This is a genomic window from Brumimicrobium oceani (genome assembly GCF_003143775.1).
Lineage (GTDB): Bacteria > Bacteroidota > Bacteroidia > Flavobacteriales_D > Crocinitomicaceae > Brumimicrobium > Brumimicrobium oceani.
Window position 1 is genome coordinate 460,786 of sequence record NZ_QFRJ01000002.1, and the last position, 16,535, is coordinate 477,320.

A 16,535-nucleotide genomic window follows, 5' to 3' on the forward strand; every position below is an offset into this window, starting at 1 on the left:
ACAGTCCAGTTAGACATGTTCGAAATTCTATGTGTTAAAAATACATTATTTCAACGCTTCGTAGATAACTCTCTGTATTTCAGTACGAATATCCATCTTAACTAATTTCCAGTTTTCAGCACTTGGATAAACTCGGTTAGACAAGAACACATAATTTATATTGTATTCTGGATCTGCCCAAGCTAAAGTTCCCGTAAACCCCGAGTGACCAAAAGAGGATTTTGAAACAGCCTCTGCGGCTGGACCTCCTGTTCCAGTGCTTACAGGTTTATCAAACCCCGCTCCTCTTCTGTTCTTCGGACAATATTGACAACTGGTATATTCATCAATTGTTGCCTTAGAAAGATATTTTTGTCCACCATATTCTCCACCATTCAGCAACATTTGCATAAACCCGGCTAAATCTGTCGCGTTTGAAAAAAGTCCGGCATGTCCTCCCACACCATTAGTCATTGCCGCTCCCATGTCATGCACATAACCATGCACCAATTGATGTCTATAATAGGTATCTTGCTCCGTGGGCGCAATTTGATTCAAACTAAAACGCTCCAAAGGATGATACCCCAAAGAAGTTAACCCCATCGGAGCGTAAAATTGATTATTCACAAATTCATTGAGCGGTAAACCTGTCGATTTTTCAACGATCTTTTTTATAAAATAATAGCCTAAGTCTGAATATTTGTAAGTTTTAGATCTTAGGGGTTTGTCCAAAATTATTTTAAGAATATCATCCTCGTAATTATCTCTCATATATAAATGATCTGCAACTACAGAATTCTTGTTATCAAAAGGAGCCGTGGAATACAGCAATGTGTCTGGATGGCCATTCACCAAAGTTTGAGTGTAAAATGGAATCCAAGGAATGAGTCCCGCTTGGTGCGACATCATATCTCTCAATTTAATACTTTCATAATTGGTAGAACGCGTAATTTCACCAATAAAATCTCCCAAGGTGCTGTCTAAAGAAAATTCTTTGTGATCTTGTAAATACATTAAACTCGCTGTGGATGCCGCCACCTTTGTAATTGATGCAATATCATAAATAGTCTTATCGTCCACCGCTATTTTGTGGTCATAGGTTTGATGTCCAAAGGATTTCTGATAAAGTACTTTCCCGTCTTTTGCAACTACTACTTGACAACCAGGAAATGCTTTTTCCTTTATTCCCTTGTACACAATAGAGTCAATTTGATTAAAAGCAGACGCTTGAACACCTAACTCCATGGGAACCGTGAACTTTAATCTTGAAGCCTCAGGTGTAACAAGACCAAAACCCTCTTGATATTCTGCACTTAGCGTTATGGGCAAAACAGAATTCGCTTGGAAACCACCAAAAATTAATTGCGCTGCTCTATTTTGACCAGAATCCGTGTTTTGAAAAGCCAACAGTACAGCGTCTACTTTTTCGAATGTGAAAGCATCATCTATCGCATAAGGGTTTCCGAAAATAGAAACATACACATTAGATTCTTCGGGCATTTCTCTTAATAAATCTTTCCATCCTTCAGGATAACTGAAATCGTTGCGCGGAAGGACTGAAGGAGCAATTAAATTAAGGTAAATATTATCATAGTTGCGAAAAACAAATTTATAAATAGCCCAAGCATCCTTTGCTGTTTTAGCACTTAAGGTATCTGCAAGTGTGTAAAAACTTGCAGCCTGATTAAAAGCGCTACCCTCAGCTCCAATATTTATAATTAAATTTTTTCCTGAAACATCTTTTACTGGAATTACACTGTCATTTTTTAAAACAGTGAGTGCCTTTTCGTAAACATTTAACTTTGCAAATTCTACTTGTTCCTCAAGTAAATTAGGCTTGTTCTCATTTTCATGAATTATTGCGTAAAATTTCGCCCTTAAAACGCGCAATGCTTTTTCGTTTACTTCTGCTTCACTAATTTCTCCTTTGTCCACCGCTTTTTTTATCGCTGCAATGGATTCCTTCACTTTGGAAGGATAAAGTAAAATATCGTTTCCTGCCAAGTAAGCACGTTTTACAATATCTATATCACCATAATGTTTCGTTAAAGCTTGCATATTTAAGGCATCACTAATTACCAAACCTTCAAACTTCAGCTCTTTTCTAAGAATTTCTTTAATGGTTTTTGGAGATAAACTTGATGGCAATCCAGAATCGTCTAGGGCAGGAACATTGAGGTGTCCCATCATAACAGCTGAAGCTCCGGCCAATCGCCCTATTTTGTATGGAACCCAGTCCACTCTGTTTAATTCTGTTTTTGTTTTATTGACCGTTGGCAAATCCTTATGAGAATCTACATCCGTATCTCCATGTCCTGGAAAATGTTTCATACAAGTCAAAACATTAAAATCCTGCATTCCTTTGATCATTTCGCGTGCATGGTTTCCAACAAACAAAGGATTTTCACCGAAAGACCTAAATCCGATAACAGGGTTTTGAGGGTTTGTGTTGACATCCACTACGGGAGAAAAATTCAAATGTATTCCTAGTTCATTCAATTCTGCCCCCATTGCCTGTGCAATAAGATTTGTGCTTTCTAATTGGTTGGCTGCACCCATTGTTAGTTGAAAAGGAAAGCGCGGCTGATCGCTAATTCTCATGTTGCTCCCCCATTCGCCATCAATTCCCACCAAAAGTGGAAGCGCACTTTTTTGTTGAAGTCGGTTAATGGCCGTTTTGGTTTCTTGGGTACTTCCTTGAAAAGTAATTATCCCACCAATCTTATGTACCTCAACCAAAGAATCGATACTTTTTAGATGTTCTTCGCCCTTTCTTGGAGTGACTTCCACCATAAAACTTTGCGCAATTTTTTCCTCTAAAGTTAAAGTCTCCAACTTTTCTAGTGCCCATTGTGGCGATAAACGCATATAAGCAGGAAGTCCGTTCTTATTGAAATCGGGTTCATTAGGTTCAAGTTCTTTGTTTAAAGACCAACTGACTAATCCACTGGAAAGAATAACTAGTAAAACAAGAATTGGAACTATTTTCATGAAATGATACTGGATTGTGTTATTAAAATTGTTGTTTGAAATCAGCAAATACATTGCCGAAATTCTTAAAAATTTATTTCGGCACCTTTATTAAGAACAAATATAAACAAAGGATGTAGGTGAGTATCTAAAAGAATGCTAATATTCAGATGAAATCACTAATTGGTTTTCCAAGATAGGTCATTGATGGAAGAAAATCTTTCTATGCACCGTCTAAAGTTTAGTCCTCAAAGTGCGTGATCTGCTAATAAAATGTAAGTCGTTTTTTTTTATTGAGCACGCCAGCTGCCAGATGACACAAAAGAATTCGATAGCAACATTAAATAGTGTCTAATCAAGCGGCGAACTGACAAGATCCTTCGCAAATTTCTATTTTCAACAAATTGAAAAAGAAATTTTCTTCAGGATGACATTAGGCTAGGGGCATATTTCAAAGGAGAGGGAAAACCGTTTTCTATTGTAATTTATTGAACTGCTGGTAAAGTTCCCGACAAGCATTATCATTAAAAAGCTTTTTTTATGCCTCCGTAGGGACGATTTGCAAATCGTCCCTACGGAGGCATAGATTTTAAAGCAAGCATTAAACAAGAAAACATTCTCAAATAGAAAGAAAATGATTTTACAACTTCTGATTTTTACCTTACCTTTATGCTTTATAAATTAAAGGCAAGAAGAATATGTTGGAGCGAATTAAGTTCATGAAAGTGAATAGAAACAAGCAATTTGATTACACACCTCGTTATTACGATGCGCGAAAGGAACGCATTAAAAATATGCAAAAAGCCTATGACGCAGAGAGCAATTCTACGCCAACAGAACAACAAGCAAGATTAAGAGAGAAAATGAAAAATGCTTGGAACATCGAAAGCACTTACACCAACCAATCTCGATCGGCTAATATTCGATTAATTATTATCTTGGCTGCTTTACTTTTGGCGACCTATTTCATATTGGATTATGTTGATATTTTCGCAGCTGAAGTAATTGATTTAGAAAACCCATAAACAGGAAATAAAGAATGTCAGAAGTAATTCGTTTACTGCCAGATAATATCGCAAATCAAATTGCTGCAGGAGAGGTGATTCAAAGGCCCGCCTCTGTGGTTAAAGAACTTATAGAAAATGCTGTAGATGCAGGAGCAAACAATATTGAACTACACATAAAAGACGCTGGAAAAACTTCAATTCAAATAATTGACGATGGCAAAGGAATGTCTGAAATGGACGCTAAAATGTCCTTTGAACGCCACGCCACAAGTAAAATAACATCAGCGGCAGATTTATTTACCTTAACGACGAAAGGGTTTCGTGGAGAGGCATTGGCTTCCATTGCTGCAATAGCCCATGTAGACATGGACACCATTGAGTTGGGTGCGCAATTGGGAACAAAAATTCAAATTGCGGGAAGTAAAATCACCTCTCAAGAGCCAAGCTCTCGACCTAAAGGAACTTCTATTTCTGTAAAGAATTTGTTTTTCAATGTTCCCGCAAGAAGAAATTTCTTAAAATCAGATAATGTTGAAACCAAACACATCATTGAAGAATTCAATCGCATTGCATTAACCCATCCCGAGATTGGCTTTATTTTTTCACATAACGGAAATGTAATTCATAACCTTGAAGGAGCGGGACTGCGTAAGCGAATCGTCGATTTATTCGGGAGAAATTTCAACAATAAACTTGTGCCTATTGAGGAGGAAACAGACATTGTGAAGGTGAAAGGGTTTATCGGAAAACCAGAATTTTCACGCAAAACACGCGGAGAACAGTACTTTTTCGTAAACAATAGATACTTTAAAGACAGTTATTTTAATCATGCTGTGGTCGCGGGTTATGACAATTTAATTCCGCCAAAACATCATCCCTCCTATTTTATATACTTGGAAGTTCCTTCACAATCTTTGGATGTGAATGTTCACCCCACCAAAACGGAGGTTAAATTTGAAGACGGAAGAAGTATCTATAGCATTATCAGAAGCGCAGTTAAATTAGCCTTGGGAAAATACAACATCGCTCCTATTTTAGACTTCGAACACCAATCTCAGTTTGACCTATCTTTAGAGCAGCAAAACAGTCCTATTCGACAACCCGAAATACAAGTAGACACTTCTTTTAATCCCTTCAAAAGCAGTTCCTCTTCCGGGGCTTCAGTCGAAAAGAGCAATTTTGGAGGAAACTCAAGTTCTTCTAAAAATTTTGGCAGTTCTGGATCTTTTGGAAATTCGAACGCTTTTAACTCCATCAAACCCAACAAGGAGGAATGGGAAGATTTCTATAAAATAAGCGAAGAAGCAGAGGAAGAAATCACCCAAGCACCAAAGGAGATAAAGTTCGAAGAACCGCTGAAATCAAGTTCCAACAAAATTCAATTACACAAGAACTTACTGCTTATCCAAGTCAAATCTGGTGCAATGTTGGTCCACATAAACCGCGCGAATGAAAGAGTGCTTTATGATGAATTAATGGAACGTTTTATGCTTTCGCCTATTGCCGCGCAGCAACTGATGTTTCCTTATGAGTACAATTTACTTTCGACTCAAAAACTAGAATGGGAGAACAACACCAGTACGCTTAAGCGACTAGGATTTGATTGGGACTGGCAGAATAACACACTGGTTTTATCAAGCATTCCTTCGATGCTGGAAGTCGAATATGTAACCCAGTGCTTGGATGGAATCGTTGAAAAAATTACGCACGAAGAGTTGGATAAAGGAGAATTGGTACACGAATTAATTTTATCTTTATCCGCTGCAGCAACGAATCACCGAAGTAAGTCACTTTCTGAAGAAGAAATGAACTACTTGATTGACCGATTGTTTCAAAGTGAACAACACCAATATTCTCCTAGTGGAAAAAGAATATTAAATACGATTTCGATTGACGAACTGAATAATTATCTATCATGAATAATATATTAGGAAACATGCCCCCAGTAGTAAAAAACTTATTACTGCTGAATGTAATCATGTTTATTGTTACGCAACTGGGAGAAATGCAAGGTATTCCCATGACCTACATTTTGGGAGGCTATGTTTTTAACTCTCCTTATTTTGAGCCTTATCAAATGGTTACGCATTTTTTTATGCATGGCGGATTTTTCCATATCCTCTTTAATATGTTTGCGCTAGTTGTTTTTGGTTCAGCCCTAGAACAAGTCTGGGGTCCAAAACGTTTTTTCATTTTTTATGTAGCCACAGCCATTGGAGCTTTTTTCCTGCACCAAATCGTTGGTTACATTGAAGTAAAAAGCATAGAAAACGAATTGATCGCTGCGGGCTATGACTTATTCACTTTGCAGGAGAAAATTTCTCAATTGCGCGCAGGAACCATAAGCACCTTTAATATTATGCCCAACACAAACGGATTAGTGCAAGATTACATTTCTGGAATTTCTGTACCCGTAGTTGGTGCCTCTGGAGCTGTATACGGAGTATTGGTTGGATTCGGTTATTTGTTCCCAAACACAAAACTCATGTTGTTATTTCCCCCCATTCCTATTAAAGCAAAATGGTTGGTTATTATCATGGTGGGAATCGCGCTTTACAACTCAATACAGGCCAACCCAGGAGACAATGTAGCCCATTTAGCCCATTTAGGTGGAGCGCTTGTTGGATTTATTATCGTTCTTTTCTGGCAAAAAGACAAACGTAAATTTTATTAGAAGATGAATCGTACTTTTAGCGACGAAGTTAAATATCAGTGGAAACACGGCGGAATGCTCATTAAACTTATTGGTGTTAACCTAGCTGTATTTCTAGTTATCAATATACTTTTGGTTTTTGGCTCACTCTCTGTTACCAACGGAGCATCCAACCCCCTGGCCAATTTTGTTTATAATTTCTTTACACTTCGTGGAGATATTATGGGCTTTCTTACCCATCCTTGGGGAATTTTCACCAGTATTTTTTCCCATTTCGACTTCTTGCACATCGCATTTAATATGCTTTTCCTGTATTTTATTTCCCGCTTTTTTTTGATGTACTTTTCCAATCAAAGGTTATTGTACACCTATATTTTAGGCGGAATAATGGGCGGAATATTTCAAATCGCTGCATATTCTTTATTCCCAGCACTTCGCGGAACTGAAACCTTTGTTGTTGGCGCCTCAGGAGCCGTAAATGCAATTTTTATGGCCGCCGCTTTTTACCGACCTATGGCGGTGGTTCACCTCTTTGGAATAATTAAAGTGAAAATGATTTACCTGGCTGGAATTTTTATTCTGATGGATTTATTACAAATGGGAGGTTCTGACAACGTTGCACACTTTGCCCATTTAGGAGGTGCTGCTTTTGGAATTTTATCTATTCGCAATATCAACTCAAAAAACAATGTCATTAACTTTACAAGAGTAACCGTTGAAAATCTGAAAGCAAGTTTCAATGGAAAGCCTAAAATGCGGGCACAGAAAGGTGGGAAAGCGGGAGCAACATCCAGTTCCAAAACACAAAGACAAACTGACGAACAGTATAATCTGGACAAAAAACAAAAGCAGGCTCAAATTGACGCCATTCTTGATAAAATTTCTAAATCAGGGTATGACAGCTTAACCAAGAAAGAAAAGCAAGTACTATTTGATCAAAGCAAATAAACCAACAAAATGAGAAAAAATGCTCTTTCGGTTAATTAAAATAATTGTTCGATTCGCAACACTCCTCTGTTCAATAGGGCTTTTAATTAGTTACACTAGCTCTGTAATTCCCCCACAAAAACTCTGGTTTATTCAACTGTTTGGCTTGGCCTACCCTGCACTATTGATAAGCACTATCGCACTCACAATTGTTAATGTTTTATGGAATAAAAAAATCCTTTTTTCATTACTTGCACTCATTTTAGGAACATTTACTCACGCCAAATATTTTGGAGTAGATTTTAAATCTCCAAATCTTGAATCCTATTCAGAAAACGAGGTGAAAATAATGTCATTCAACGCCCGCTTATTCGACGCTTATAAATTTCTTACCCCCGAATTAAGCAATAGCAAATCGGAGTTTTATGACTTGTTCCAATCTGAATCTCCGGATATTTTATGTATTCAAGAATATGCCGAAGACGCCTCGAATAAAAGAATCATCTCACCTGAAGAAATTAAGGAGTCAGGAGGTTTTCAATATTCCACAACTACAATGATTTTGGAACTCAAAAACATGTTCTCAGGTCAAGCCATTTACTCCAAATATCCAATTATTCATTCCGAAATCATTAGTGACTCCACACAAACCATTCGTAGTTTGTTTGCTGATATTGTAAAAGGAAAAGACACCATAAGGGTGTACAATTGTCACTTGGAAAGCATACGTTTCCAGAAAGACGAATATTCGCTTTTCGATACCGAAGTAGCCAGCTCAAAAACCTATTTATCCCGCATAAAAGGATTGGTTTCAAAACTCAAAAAAGCCTATCCACTTCGCGCAAATCAGGCTCAAAAAATTATTGACCACATTCTGACCTCCCCTTATCCTGTAATCATCAGTGGAGATTTGAATGATCCGCCAACCTCTTATGTGTATGCGATGTTTGACAAACATTTTAGTGATGCTTTCTACGAAGGAAACCTAAGCATGACAAGAACTTATGCTGGAAAAGTTCCCGCAGGTAGAATTGATTATATTTTCCATAATGAAGACTTCGCCCCTATTTCTTTTAAGACTTGGAAAGAAAAAGTTTTGTCGGACCACTACCCAATAATGGCGAGTTTTAAAATGCGGTGATAAGGATGGATTTTGAATGATGAATGATCCAAACAACAACATTGATCGAAGAGATAATGTAGGGACGATTCGCAATCGTCCCCACCACATTATCAAAGAGAGATCATTAATCCGAAGAGATAACTCCAAGACGATCCGCAATCGTCCTCAGCGTCCAAAACGCAAAACCTCGGAACCCTTTAAAATAATGTAATGATATAGGTAATGTAAAGCGCCAGCAGGATAAACCCACTCAATCGTCCAACTTTCCTTCTGAAAACCATCATTGGGAGCAGTAAAAGTGAAATTCCAATCATCCACAGAATATCCCAAGACATGACGATCTCTTCAATTGGAATTGGATTTACAATTGAAGTCAAACCAAGAACAGCAAGAATGTTAAAAATATTACTTCCTACAAGATTACCTACAGAAATATCTGTTTCCTTTTTGTATGCTGCCACCACACTTGTAGCCAATTCGGGAACTGAAGTACCGAAAGCGATAATTGTAATTCCAATTACGTGTTTGGAAATGCCAAAATCTTCAGCAATGGCTTTTGCCCCATCAATCAACCACGTTGAACCAAAATATAAGCCAGCAAGACCTATTCCTAAGTACAATAGGTGCTTTCCAGTTGATATTTTCTTGGTCATTTCTTCTATTTCTGGAAGATCTACCACGGATGAATCACTACTTTTACGAGACTTTATGATAATGTAGGTGATAAAAGCGATCAAGATAGAAAACATGACTAAACCTTCCCAGCGGTTCACTTCTAAGTCTATAGCGAAAACATAAAACAGTACAGAAGCCACCATCATCATTGGCCAATCATAGCGTATTGTGTTTCGTGCAACAGGCATAGGAAAAATCAATACGGTTACTCCCAATACCAATGCTAAATTTGCGATATTCGAACCTACTACATTTCCAATCGCCAACTCAGGCAGACCTTCGCTTGCAGATTGCAAGGACACTAATAATTCTGGAGACGAAGTTCCGAAAGAAACTACGGTCATTCCTATCACTAATTTTGAGAGTTTGGCCTTAGCCGCAATACCTACAGCACCTTTAACGAGGAACTCACCTCCTGCAATTAAGAGGGCTAACCCCAAAACAATTAAAAGTATATTTAGAAACATTAATTAAGGTTTTCTTGATCCGGTTTACGCTTTAACGACTCATCTTTGGAAGCCTGCTCAGCGTTATTTTTGGAATTATTTCCAGACGAACTATTGATGTTATTATTTATTTCTGTGGTTGCAGAATTAATGTCTTTTTGAAAACCCTTCACAGGCTCTTCTAAAGTTTTTTCTATACTATTTTCTCCACCGTCATTCAGTATACCGTTAATATTTTTGTGGACATCAGTTGCAGAAGATTTCAAATCATTTCCGAAATCCTTAATGGGCGCTTCTAGTTTATTTTTAGCATCGTGCAAAGCTTTATTCACATTCAAGTCCCTCTGCATATCTGTAGTCGTTTTCCTTATTTCGTCTTGAATATCTTGACTAGCGTCTTTGATTTGACGAATTCCTTTTCCAAGACCACGTGCCATACCAGGTATGCTTTTCGCCCCAAAGAAAATAAGAACAAAAAGAAGGATAATCACAATTTCCGATCCCGCAATACTATTAATGAATAATAACATGATACAAAGATACTAGAAATTGATAATTGCAAGACTTAAGTAACTAAAAAGAATTAGTGATTCTCTTTCGACAGAATATTCTTATATTTTTGCAAGACAAAAGGCTTAACATATAAAACATGACAAAAGTTAGATTTACTATGCATACCTTGTAAAAAGTGTATCTAAAGTAGAATCTTTTTATATTTTTGTAAAAGACTTAAAAATTAATAATAAATAATATGAAAATACTAGTTTGTATTAGTAAAGCTCCAGATACAACCACCAAAATTTCTTTCACTGATGGTGACACGAAGTTTGACGAAAGTGGTGTCAAATATATTGTAAACCCTTACGATGAGTGGTATGCTCTAGTGAGAGGATTGGAGTTAAAGGAAGCTCATGGAGGAAGCGTAACCACTGTAACTGTTGGAACCGCAGAAGATGAAGCTACAATTCGTAAAGCTCTTGCCATCGGTGCTGATGATGCAACCCGAATAGATGTAAAACCGGAAGACGCTAGTCAAGTAGCTGCAGAAATAGCTCATTTCGCTAAAGAAGGTGCCTATGACTTGGTTTTACTGGGAAAAGAAACAATTGATTATAACGGTTCTCAAGTTGGAGGAATGTTGGCTGAGCATTTAGATATGCCTTTTATTTCACTTGCTGAGAAATTAGACGTTGAAGGAACTACTGCCACATTGGACAAAGAAATTATAGGTGGTCTTCAAACTGTTGAAGCTGAATTACCATTGGTAGTGAGTTGTACTAAGGGAATGGCAGAACAACGTATCCCGAATATGCGTGGAATTATGGCAGCAAGAAAAAAACCATTAAATGTGGTTCCTGCTTCAGGTGCAGCAAAACAAACTTCGTTTGAAAAATACGCTTTACCTGCTCCAAAATCTGCAGTGAAATTAATCGATCCAAACAATATGGATGAATTAGTTGAATTGTTACATAACGAAGCGAAAGTAATATAATCACACCCGAAAAAAGAATTAAATATGTCAGTATTAGTATATATAAATAGTAACGGTGAAAAGATTGCTAAAAATGCATTCGAAGCAGTTACATACGCAAAGAAAATAGGAGACGTAACGGTTGTTACAAACGGTAAAGCGGACGACTCTATGCTTTCTCAATTAGGTAAATATGGGGCTAGCAAAGTTATGGTTGATCGCTCTTTCGAAGGAATAGATGAGCAGCAGTTAACTAAAATGGTAGCAACGGCTGCAGAAAAAATTGATGCAAATACAATTATTTTCTCCAACGATTTAATCGGTAAGGCAGTAGCTCCGCGTCTATCTGTAAAAATGAACGTTGGACTTGTTGCAGGCGCGTCAGGAGTTCCTGAAGCAGACGGAACAATTCCTGTAAATGTATTCTCTGGAAAAGCCTATGGGTATGTTAAAGTAAACACAGACAAAAAAATTATCGCTCTACTCCCCAATTCTATTCCAGTTGAAGAAACTGGATCTGAAGCTCCAGTAGAAGAATTTGAAGGGAACGCAGGAGAATCAAGAGTTACAGTAAAAGAAACAAAACTTCCGGAAGGAGATATTCCATTACCAGAAGCAGAACTAGTTGTATCAGGTGGTCGAGGACTGAAAGGTCCGGAAAACTGGGGAATGATCACTGACTTAGCCAAAGAGTTAGGTGCAGCAACAGCTTGTTCTCGTCCAGTTTCCGATTCGGATTGGCGTCCTCATCACGAACATGTTGGTCAAACAGGAGTAGCGATTGCACCAAATCTGTATATTGCAGCAGGTATATCTGGTGCTATTCAGCACTTGGCCGGAGTGAACAGATCGAAAGTGATTGTTGTAATTAACACAGACGATGAAGCACCATTTTTTAAAGCTGCGGACTACGGAGTTGTCGGTGATGCATTCGAAGTATTACCACGATTAACAGAAGCAGTAAAAAAATTCAAGGCTTCGAACTAATCATTCGATAATAAATATTATTTTTACATTATATGAAAGTAGGGAGGCATATGCTTCCCTATTTTATTATTTAATAATCAAAATGATGTTCTTTCGCCAACTATGGAAAAAGTAAAACTTGAAATTATTGGATTATCTTATAGTCAGACACAATCTGGTGCCTACGCACTAGTACTGTCCGAAGTTGAAGGATTAAGGCGTTTACCTATTATTATTGGAGGATTTGAGGCCCAAGCCATTGCAATTGAATTAGAAGATATGACTCCTTCGCGGCCGTTAACCCATGATTTATTCAAAAGTTTCGCACAAGCCTTTAGTGTTACACTCAAAGAAGTGATTATTTACAATTTAAAAGAAGGTATTTTCTTCTCTAAGCTGATCTGTGAAAAAGAAGGTAAAGAGGTTGAAATTGATGCCCGAACTTCCGATGCAATAGCACTTGCTGTTCGTTTTAAATGTAATGTTTACACTTATGAATCTATACTTAGCTCCGCTGGAATTCGACTAGACCAAGAGGATGTGGACGCAGAAACTCCCACACCTGTAGAAAAACCAAAAAAAAGCGTCACCATCAAAAAAAGCAAAAACGACCTTTCAGACTTAACAATCAAAGAGTTAGAAAATCGTTTAGACAAAGCTGTTGAAGGGGAAGACTATGAGCTTGCATCAAAAATAAGAGATGAAATTAACAAACGTACTTCATAGATCAGTTCTAATTATCATTGTTTTTATAACTGCTTTTTTCAGCCTTAGCGCACAAGAAAGTGAACAATCGTCTGATCAAGAATGGTTCAGAAGAAAATTCTCTTTAAAACTAAATGAGAACGGTACCTTCTATACGAATGATACTATACTTACCTATCAAAAATCAGGCTACTACGTAATTGAAGATAATAAGCTTGTTTTATCTAGTCTTCTAGATTCCACAGTTACCACCGAAACCTTCCCTATTCTTACGCTCGAGGAGGGTAAATTAGCATTGGAAAAAGACAACAACAGAGTGGCTTACCTCAAGGAAAACAAGACTCTGGCTACCTCCTTTTCATGGGAAGGTGTGATTAGAGGAATTATAGGTGTTTCAGCATTAATTTTCATCGCTTTTCTCCTAAGTAAAAACAGAAGAAGAATAAATTGGCCACTGGTCATCAAAGGTATTCTTTTACAAATTGTATTGGCTCTACTTATCCTTAAAGTACCTTTTATAGAGACTGGATTTGACTTCGTTTCGAAAGCCTTTGTAAAAGTAGTAGATATGGCTCACGAAGGAGCAATGTTTGTTTTTAGCAGCGTTGTGACTGGTGAAATGAATCCCATTGTGATGAACTTTGCTACGTGGGTTTTGCCATCAGTAATTTTCTTTTCAGCATTAACCAGTTTACTTTACTACTGGGGAATACTACAAAAAATCGTTTATGGAATGGCTTATGTCATGAAGCGTTTAATGGGATTATCTGGAGCCGAGAGTGTGTCCGCCGCAGGTAACGTATTCCTAGGTCAAACAGAAGCTCCATTGTTAGTAAAACCCTACCTAAACAAAATGACTGACAGTGAAATCCTTTGTCTTATGGCCGGTGGAATGGCGACTATCGCTGGTGGAGTTTTAGCGGCATATATCGGTTTCCTCGGTGGAGAAGACCCAGAACAAAAAGTATTCTTCGCGAAACATTTACTAACTGCATCTTTGATGTCTGCACCAGCAGCAATCGTTTTTTCCAAAATTCTTTTACCAGAAACTGAAAAAATCAATAAGGACCTAAGCGTTCCCAAAGACAAATTAGGGGTAAATGCCCTAGAAGCCATTGCCAATGGAACAACCGACGGATTAAAACTAGCGGTAAATGTTGCTGCCATGTTAATCGTATTTATTTCTCTAATCGCGTTGGCAAACTACATGTTAAGCACTGTTGGACATTACACAGGAATCAATGACATCATAGCGAGTAGCTCATCCCTTTACACAGAATTATCCTTCCAATATTTGGTTGGAAATGCGCTTTCGCCCGTTGCTTGGCTAATGGGAGTTCCCTGGCAAGATTCAATGATTATAGGACAACTTTTAGGTGAAAAAACCATTATCAATGAATTTGTAGCTTATCCACATTTAGGCGAGTTACAGGATGAAATCACTGGAAAATCTGTAATTATTGGAACTTACGTGCTCTGTGGATTTGCCAATTTTGCTTCCATAGGAATTCAAGTTGGAGGAATTGGAGCTATTGCACCTGGTAAAAAACCTACCCTTGCAAGGTATGGAGTGCTTTCATTAATTGCTGGAACTTTAGCGTGTATGTTAACTGCAACTATGGTTGGAATGTTGTTTTAGGATAATTTGAAGGGAATTTCCCTCATTCGGTTCTATGCCTTCTACAGGCTCAGTCACCGAAGGGTAATCCCGCTGAGTGAGCCTGTCCGAAGGCAGTGAAGAGACAAGGGGAAAAATATTGAAAAGATTAGAAATAATATACAAACAATTTGGTTATATCTTAGAACGCTCTGTAACCGAAAAGTAAACCGTTAACTGAGCTAGACGAAGGCGATAAAGACAAAGGAAAGCAACTGAGCCCAACATTTACGAATAGCATTGTGATATATAAGATTGCACGGGCTTTTTGTAAACATCAATAAAAGATAAATACTTATTCAAATGAAAATCAAAGGAGAGTTAAGAAAAATGTTAGTTGAATTCAACGCTGAAAATGTTGTTCAATATCAAATGCTTTTTTATAATTCTGAAACGAAGGAAGAACAAAAGCTCCCTATGAATGACTTAATTGGGCAAAACGTTTCGTTTCAATTTGATGGCAATATTTTTTGTAAAAAATGCGGTACAAAAACCAAAACTTCCTTTAATCAAGGCTTTTGTTATCCTTGTTTTAAGGATGCTCCTGAATCTGCTGAATGTATCATTCGTCCAGAATTGTGCAGAGCCCACTTGGGTGAAGGTCGTGATGTTGAATGGGAAGAGAAGCACCATAACCAACCACACATTGTTTATTTAGCCGCCAGTGACGTGGTAAAAGTTGGTGTTACGAGAGAAACACAAGTCCCAACGAGATGGATTGACCAAGGAGCAAATGAAGCGATTAAATTGGCTGAAACTCCTAACAGATATTTAGCAGGTGTTTTGGAAGTGGCTTTAAAGTCTGAATTCACCGATAAAACCAATTGGAGAAAAATGCTCCGAAACGAAGTGGATGAAAACATAGACCTTGAAGAAACAAAATGGCAATTGGAAGAATTGCTTCCAGAAGATTTAGCGCAATACATTACCGAAGACGATGAAATAACAGACATTAATTATCCTGTTTTAGCATATCCTGTAAAGATAAAAAGTGTTAATCTAGATAAATTACCTTCTATCTCTGGAAAACTAATGGGAATTAAAGGTCAATACTTTTTATTGGATGGAGATCGAGTGATGAACATAAGAAGACATACAAGCTATGAAGTTGAATTCTCAATTAGTGATGAATCCTGAGTATTGAACTATACTGCGAAATCCTCTTCTTTACACGGCGATTTATTAAACCAACAGTAACTAAAATCTAATTTTAAAAATCGCTAAAGAAAATTTAGGATACGTTCCCTTCCTAGGGTCATCCTTTTAAGACACTTTCCCTTAAAGTGTTTTTAATTGATGTTCAGCATCATTTCTTCCAACTCTAAGCGTTTCGCAAAAAGAAGTCGCTTTTTAAAATAAGTAGCATCCGATATTTTGTCAATCACCACTCCCCTGCTCGAAGAAGCATGCAGAAAGAGCATTTCATCACCAGAACCTTCTACCACAATGGCCACGTGACCAACATTTTTTGATTTAGAGTTTCTTCCTTTAAAAAACACCAAATCGCCTTTGGCCACTTCATCCATATCCACTTTTATTCCCAACTTAGACAGATCGCGACTATTTCTAGCAATCTCAGTTCCCATAGACTCAAACATATAATGAATTAATCCAGAGCAGTCTATCCCTTTTTTTGAATTTCCAGCATAGCGATAAGGCGTTCCCAAAAGTGCTGTTCCATTAAAAATCAAAGTATCAATCAGTTTATCCTTCACTAAAAATGATTCGTGAATTACAGATTCTTGAATTACTGAGTCTGGCATAAACAAAGAAGACTTTTCTTCATCAGCATAGACATCAGCTATAAATAAAATAGATTCTGTAGCTAAGAAGTTCGTATCAACATTTTCAACCGTTGGTGTTAGAACAATCGAAACTGAATCTGGTGTAGACCAATTTAATGTTGAAAATAGAATAATTGAAAATAAATTCATATTAATGTGATAAGTGAAATTT

General features: G+C 37.4%; 14 protein-coding genes. 10 read left to right on the forward strand and 4 right to left on the reverse strand.

Features of this window, described 5'->3' with window-relative positions; translation table 11 throughout:
- Window positions 1-45 precede the first annotated feature (45 nt).
- A complete protein-coding gene (locus DIT68_RS04825; protein ID WP_158276110.1) occupies window positions 46-2,970 on the reverse strand; it encodes a glycoside hydrolase family 3 N-terminal domain-containing protein in 2,925 nt (974 codons plus the stop codon).
- 677 nt (window positions 2,971-3,647) lie between these two features.
- On the opposite strand from DIT68_RS04825, the gene DIT68_RS04830 reads away from it, so the two are divergent.
- The 5 genes from DIT68_RS04830 to DIT68_RS04850 are packed head-to-tail and all read left to right on the forward strand — an operon-like array spanning window position 3,648 to window position 8,677.
- Window positions 3,648-3,974, forward strand: coding sequence for a hypothetical protein (locus tag DIT68_RS04830; protein ID WP_109358674.1), 327 nt, complete (start codon window positions 3,648-3,650; stop codon window positions 3,972-3,974).
- Between the two features lie 14 nt (window positions 3,975-3,988).
- The gene (gene mutL / locus DIT68_RS04835; RefSeq protein WP_109358675.1) at window positions 3,989-5,875 is read left to right on the forward strand and encodes a DNA mismatch repair endonuclease MutL; all 1,887 of its coding nucleotides are present in this window, start codon (window positions 3,989-3,991) and stop codon (window positions 5,873-5,875) included.
- Window positions 5,872-6,630 carry a rhomboid family intramembrane serine protease gene (locus DIT68_RS04840; RefSeq protein WP_109358676.1) on the forward strand — a complete coding sequence of 253 codons (759 nt, stop codon included), beginning with the start codon at window positions 5,872-5,874 and terminating at the stop codon, window positions 6,628-6,630. Before mutL ends, DIT68_RS04840 begins: the two co-directional genes overlap by 4 nt.
- Before the next feature lie 3 nt (window positions 6,631-6,633).
- Complete coding sequence (locus DIT68_RS04845) at window positions 6,634-7,557, forward strand: rhomboid family intramembrane serine protease (protein ID WP_109358677.1); 924 nt, start codon at window positions 6,634-6,636, stop codon at window positions 7,555-7,557.
- A 19-nt stretch (window positions 7,558-7,576) separates the two neighbouring features.
- Window positions 7,577-8,677, forward strand: a complete 1,101-nt coding sequence (locus DIT68_RS04850; protein ID WP_109358678.1) for an endonuclease/exonuclease/phosphatase family protein — start codon at window positions 7,577-7,579, stop codon at window positions 8,675-8,677.
- Window positions 8,678-8,856: 179 nt separating this feature from the next.
- Here DIT68_RS04850 and DIT68_RS04855 read toward each other — a convergent pair whose 3' ends face one another.
- Together DIT68_RS04855 and DIT68_RS04860 are read right to left on the reverse strand one after the other, a co-directional pair.
- Window positions 8,857-9,801, reverse strand: a complete 945-nt coding sequence (locus DIT68_RS04855; RefSeq protein ID WP_109358679.1) for a calcium/sodium antiporter — start codon at window positions 9,799-9,801, stop codon at window positions 8,857-8,859.
- A complete protein-coding gene (locus DIT68_RS04860; protein ID WP_109358680.1) occupies window positions 9,801-10,310 on the reverse strand; it encodes a Sec-independent protein translocase subunit TatA/TatB in 510 nt (169 codons plus the stop codon). The genes DIT68_RS04855 and DIT68_RS04860 overlap by 1 nt, the downstream gene beginning before the upstream one ends.
- A 221-nt stretch (window positions 10,311-10,531) precedes the next feature.
- On the opposite strand from DIT68_RS04860, the gene DIT68_RS04865 reads away from it, so the two are divergent.
- The 5 genes from DIT68_RS04865 to DIT68_RS04885 all read left to right on the forward strand — a co-directional run bounded on the left by DIT68_RS04865 (window position 10,532) and on the right by DIT68_RS04885 (window position 15,716).
- Window positions 10,532-11,272: an electron transfer flavoprotein subunit beta/FixA family protein gene (locus tag DIT68_RS04865; RefSeq protein ID WP_109358681.1), complete on the forward strand. Its 741-nt coding sequence runs from the start codon at window positions 10,532-10,534 to the stop codon at window positions 11,270-11,272.
- 24 nt (window positions 11,273-11,296) lie between these two features.
- On the forward strand, window positions 11,297-12,238 hold the full coding sequence (locus DIT68_RS04870) for an electron transfer flavoprotein subunit alpha/FixB family protein (RefSeq protein ID WP_109358682.1): 942 nt from the start codon (window positions 11,297-11,299) through the stop codon (window positions 12,236-12,238).
- A gap of 102 nt (window positions 12,239-12,340) precedes the next feature.
- Complete coding sequence (locus tag DIT68_RS04875; RefSeq protein WP_109358683.1) at window positions 12,341-12,943, forward strand: bifunctional nuclease family protein; 603 nt, start codon at window positions 12,341-12,343, stop codon at window positions 12,941-12,943.
- Window positions 12,918-14,561, forward strand: coding sequence for a NupC/NupG family nucleoside CNT transporter (locus DIT68_RS04880; RefSeq protein WP_109358684.1), 1,644 nt, complete (start codon window positions 12,918-12,920; stop codon window positions 14,559-14,561). Before DIT68_RS04875 ends, DIT68_RS04880 begins: the two co-directional genes overlap by 26 nt.
- Before the next feature lie 321 nt (window positions 14,562-14,882).
- Window positions 14,883-15,716, forward strand: coding sequence for a DUF2797 domain-containing protein (locus DIT68_RS04885; protein ID WP_109358685.1), 834 nt, complete (start codon window positions 14,883-14,885; stop codon window positions 15,714-15,716).
- A 152-nt stretch (window positions 15,717-15,868) separates the two neighbouring features.
- On the opposite strand, the gene DIT68_RS04890 is transcribed toward DIT68_RS04885, so the two are convergent.
- Window positions 15,869-16,513 (reverse strand): C40 family peptidase, encoded by a 645-nt coding sequence (locus DIT68_RS04890; protein ID WP_109358686.1) that lies wholly within the window; start codon window positions 16,511-16,513, stop codon window positions 15,869-15,871.
- Between the last annotated feature and the right edge of the window lie 22 nt (window positions 16,514-16,535).

Coding starts and splice junctions, on each gene's coding strand:
- DIT68_RS04880 (WP_109358684.1), top strand. CDS start 12,918: ATGAAATTAACAAACGTACTTCATAGATCAGTTCTAATTATCATTGTT.
- DIT68_RS04890 (WP_109358686.1), bottom strand. CDS start 16,513: ATGAATTTATTTTCAATTATTCTATTTTCAACATTAAATTGGTCTACA.
- DIT68_RS04845 (WP_109358677.1), top strand. CDS start 6,634: ATGAATCGTACTTTTAGCGACGAAGTTAAATATCAGTGGAAACACGGC.
- DIT68_RS04830 (WP_109358674.1), top strand. CDS start 3,648: ATGTTGGAGCGAATTAAGTTCATGAAAGTGAATAGAAACAAGCAATTT.
- DIT68_RS04870 (WP_109358682.1), top strand. CDS start 11,297: ATGTCAGTATTAGTATATATAAATAGTAACGGTGAAAAGATTGCTAAA.
- DIT68_RS04840 (WP_109358676.1), top strand. CDS start 5,872: ATGAATAATATATTAGGAAACATGCCCCCAGTAGTAAAAAACTTATTA.
- DIT68_RS04875 (WP_109358683.1), top strand. CDS start 12,341: ATGGAAAAAGTAAAACTTGAAATTATTGGATTATCTTATAGTCAGACA.
- DIT68_RS04825 (WP_158276110.1), bottom strand. CDS start 2,970: ATGAAAATAGTTCCAATTCTTGTTTTACTAGTTATTCTTTCCAGTGGA.
- DIT68_RS04850 (WP_109358678.1), top strand. CDS start 7,577: ATGCTCTTTCGGTTAATTAAAATAATTGTTCGATTCGCAACACTCCTC.
- DIT68_RS04855 (WP_109358679.1), bottom strand. CDS start 9,801: ATGTTTCTAAATATACTTTTAATTGTTTTGGGGTTAGCCCTCTTAATT.
- DIT68_RS04860 (WP_109358680.1), bottom strand. CDS start 10,310: ATGTTATTATTCATTAATAGTATTGCGGGATCGGAAATTGTGATTATC.
- DIT68_RS04865 (WP_109358681.1), top strand. CDS start 10,532: ATGAAAATACTAGTTTGTATTAGTAAAGCTCCAGATACAACCACCAAA.
- mutL (WP_109358675.1), top strand. CDS start 3,989: ATGTCAGAAGTAATTCGTTTACTGCCAGATAATATCGCAAATCAAATT.
- DIT68_RS04885 (WP_109358685.1), top strand. CDS start 14,883: ATGAAAATCAAAGGAGAGTTAAGAAAAATGTTAGTTGAATTCAACGCT.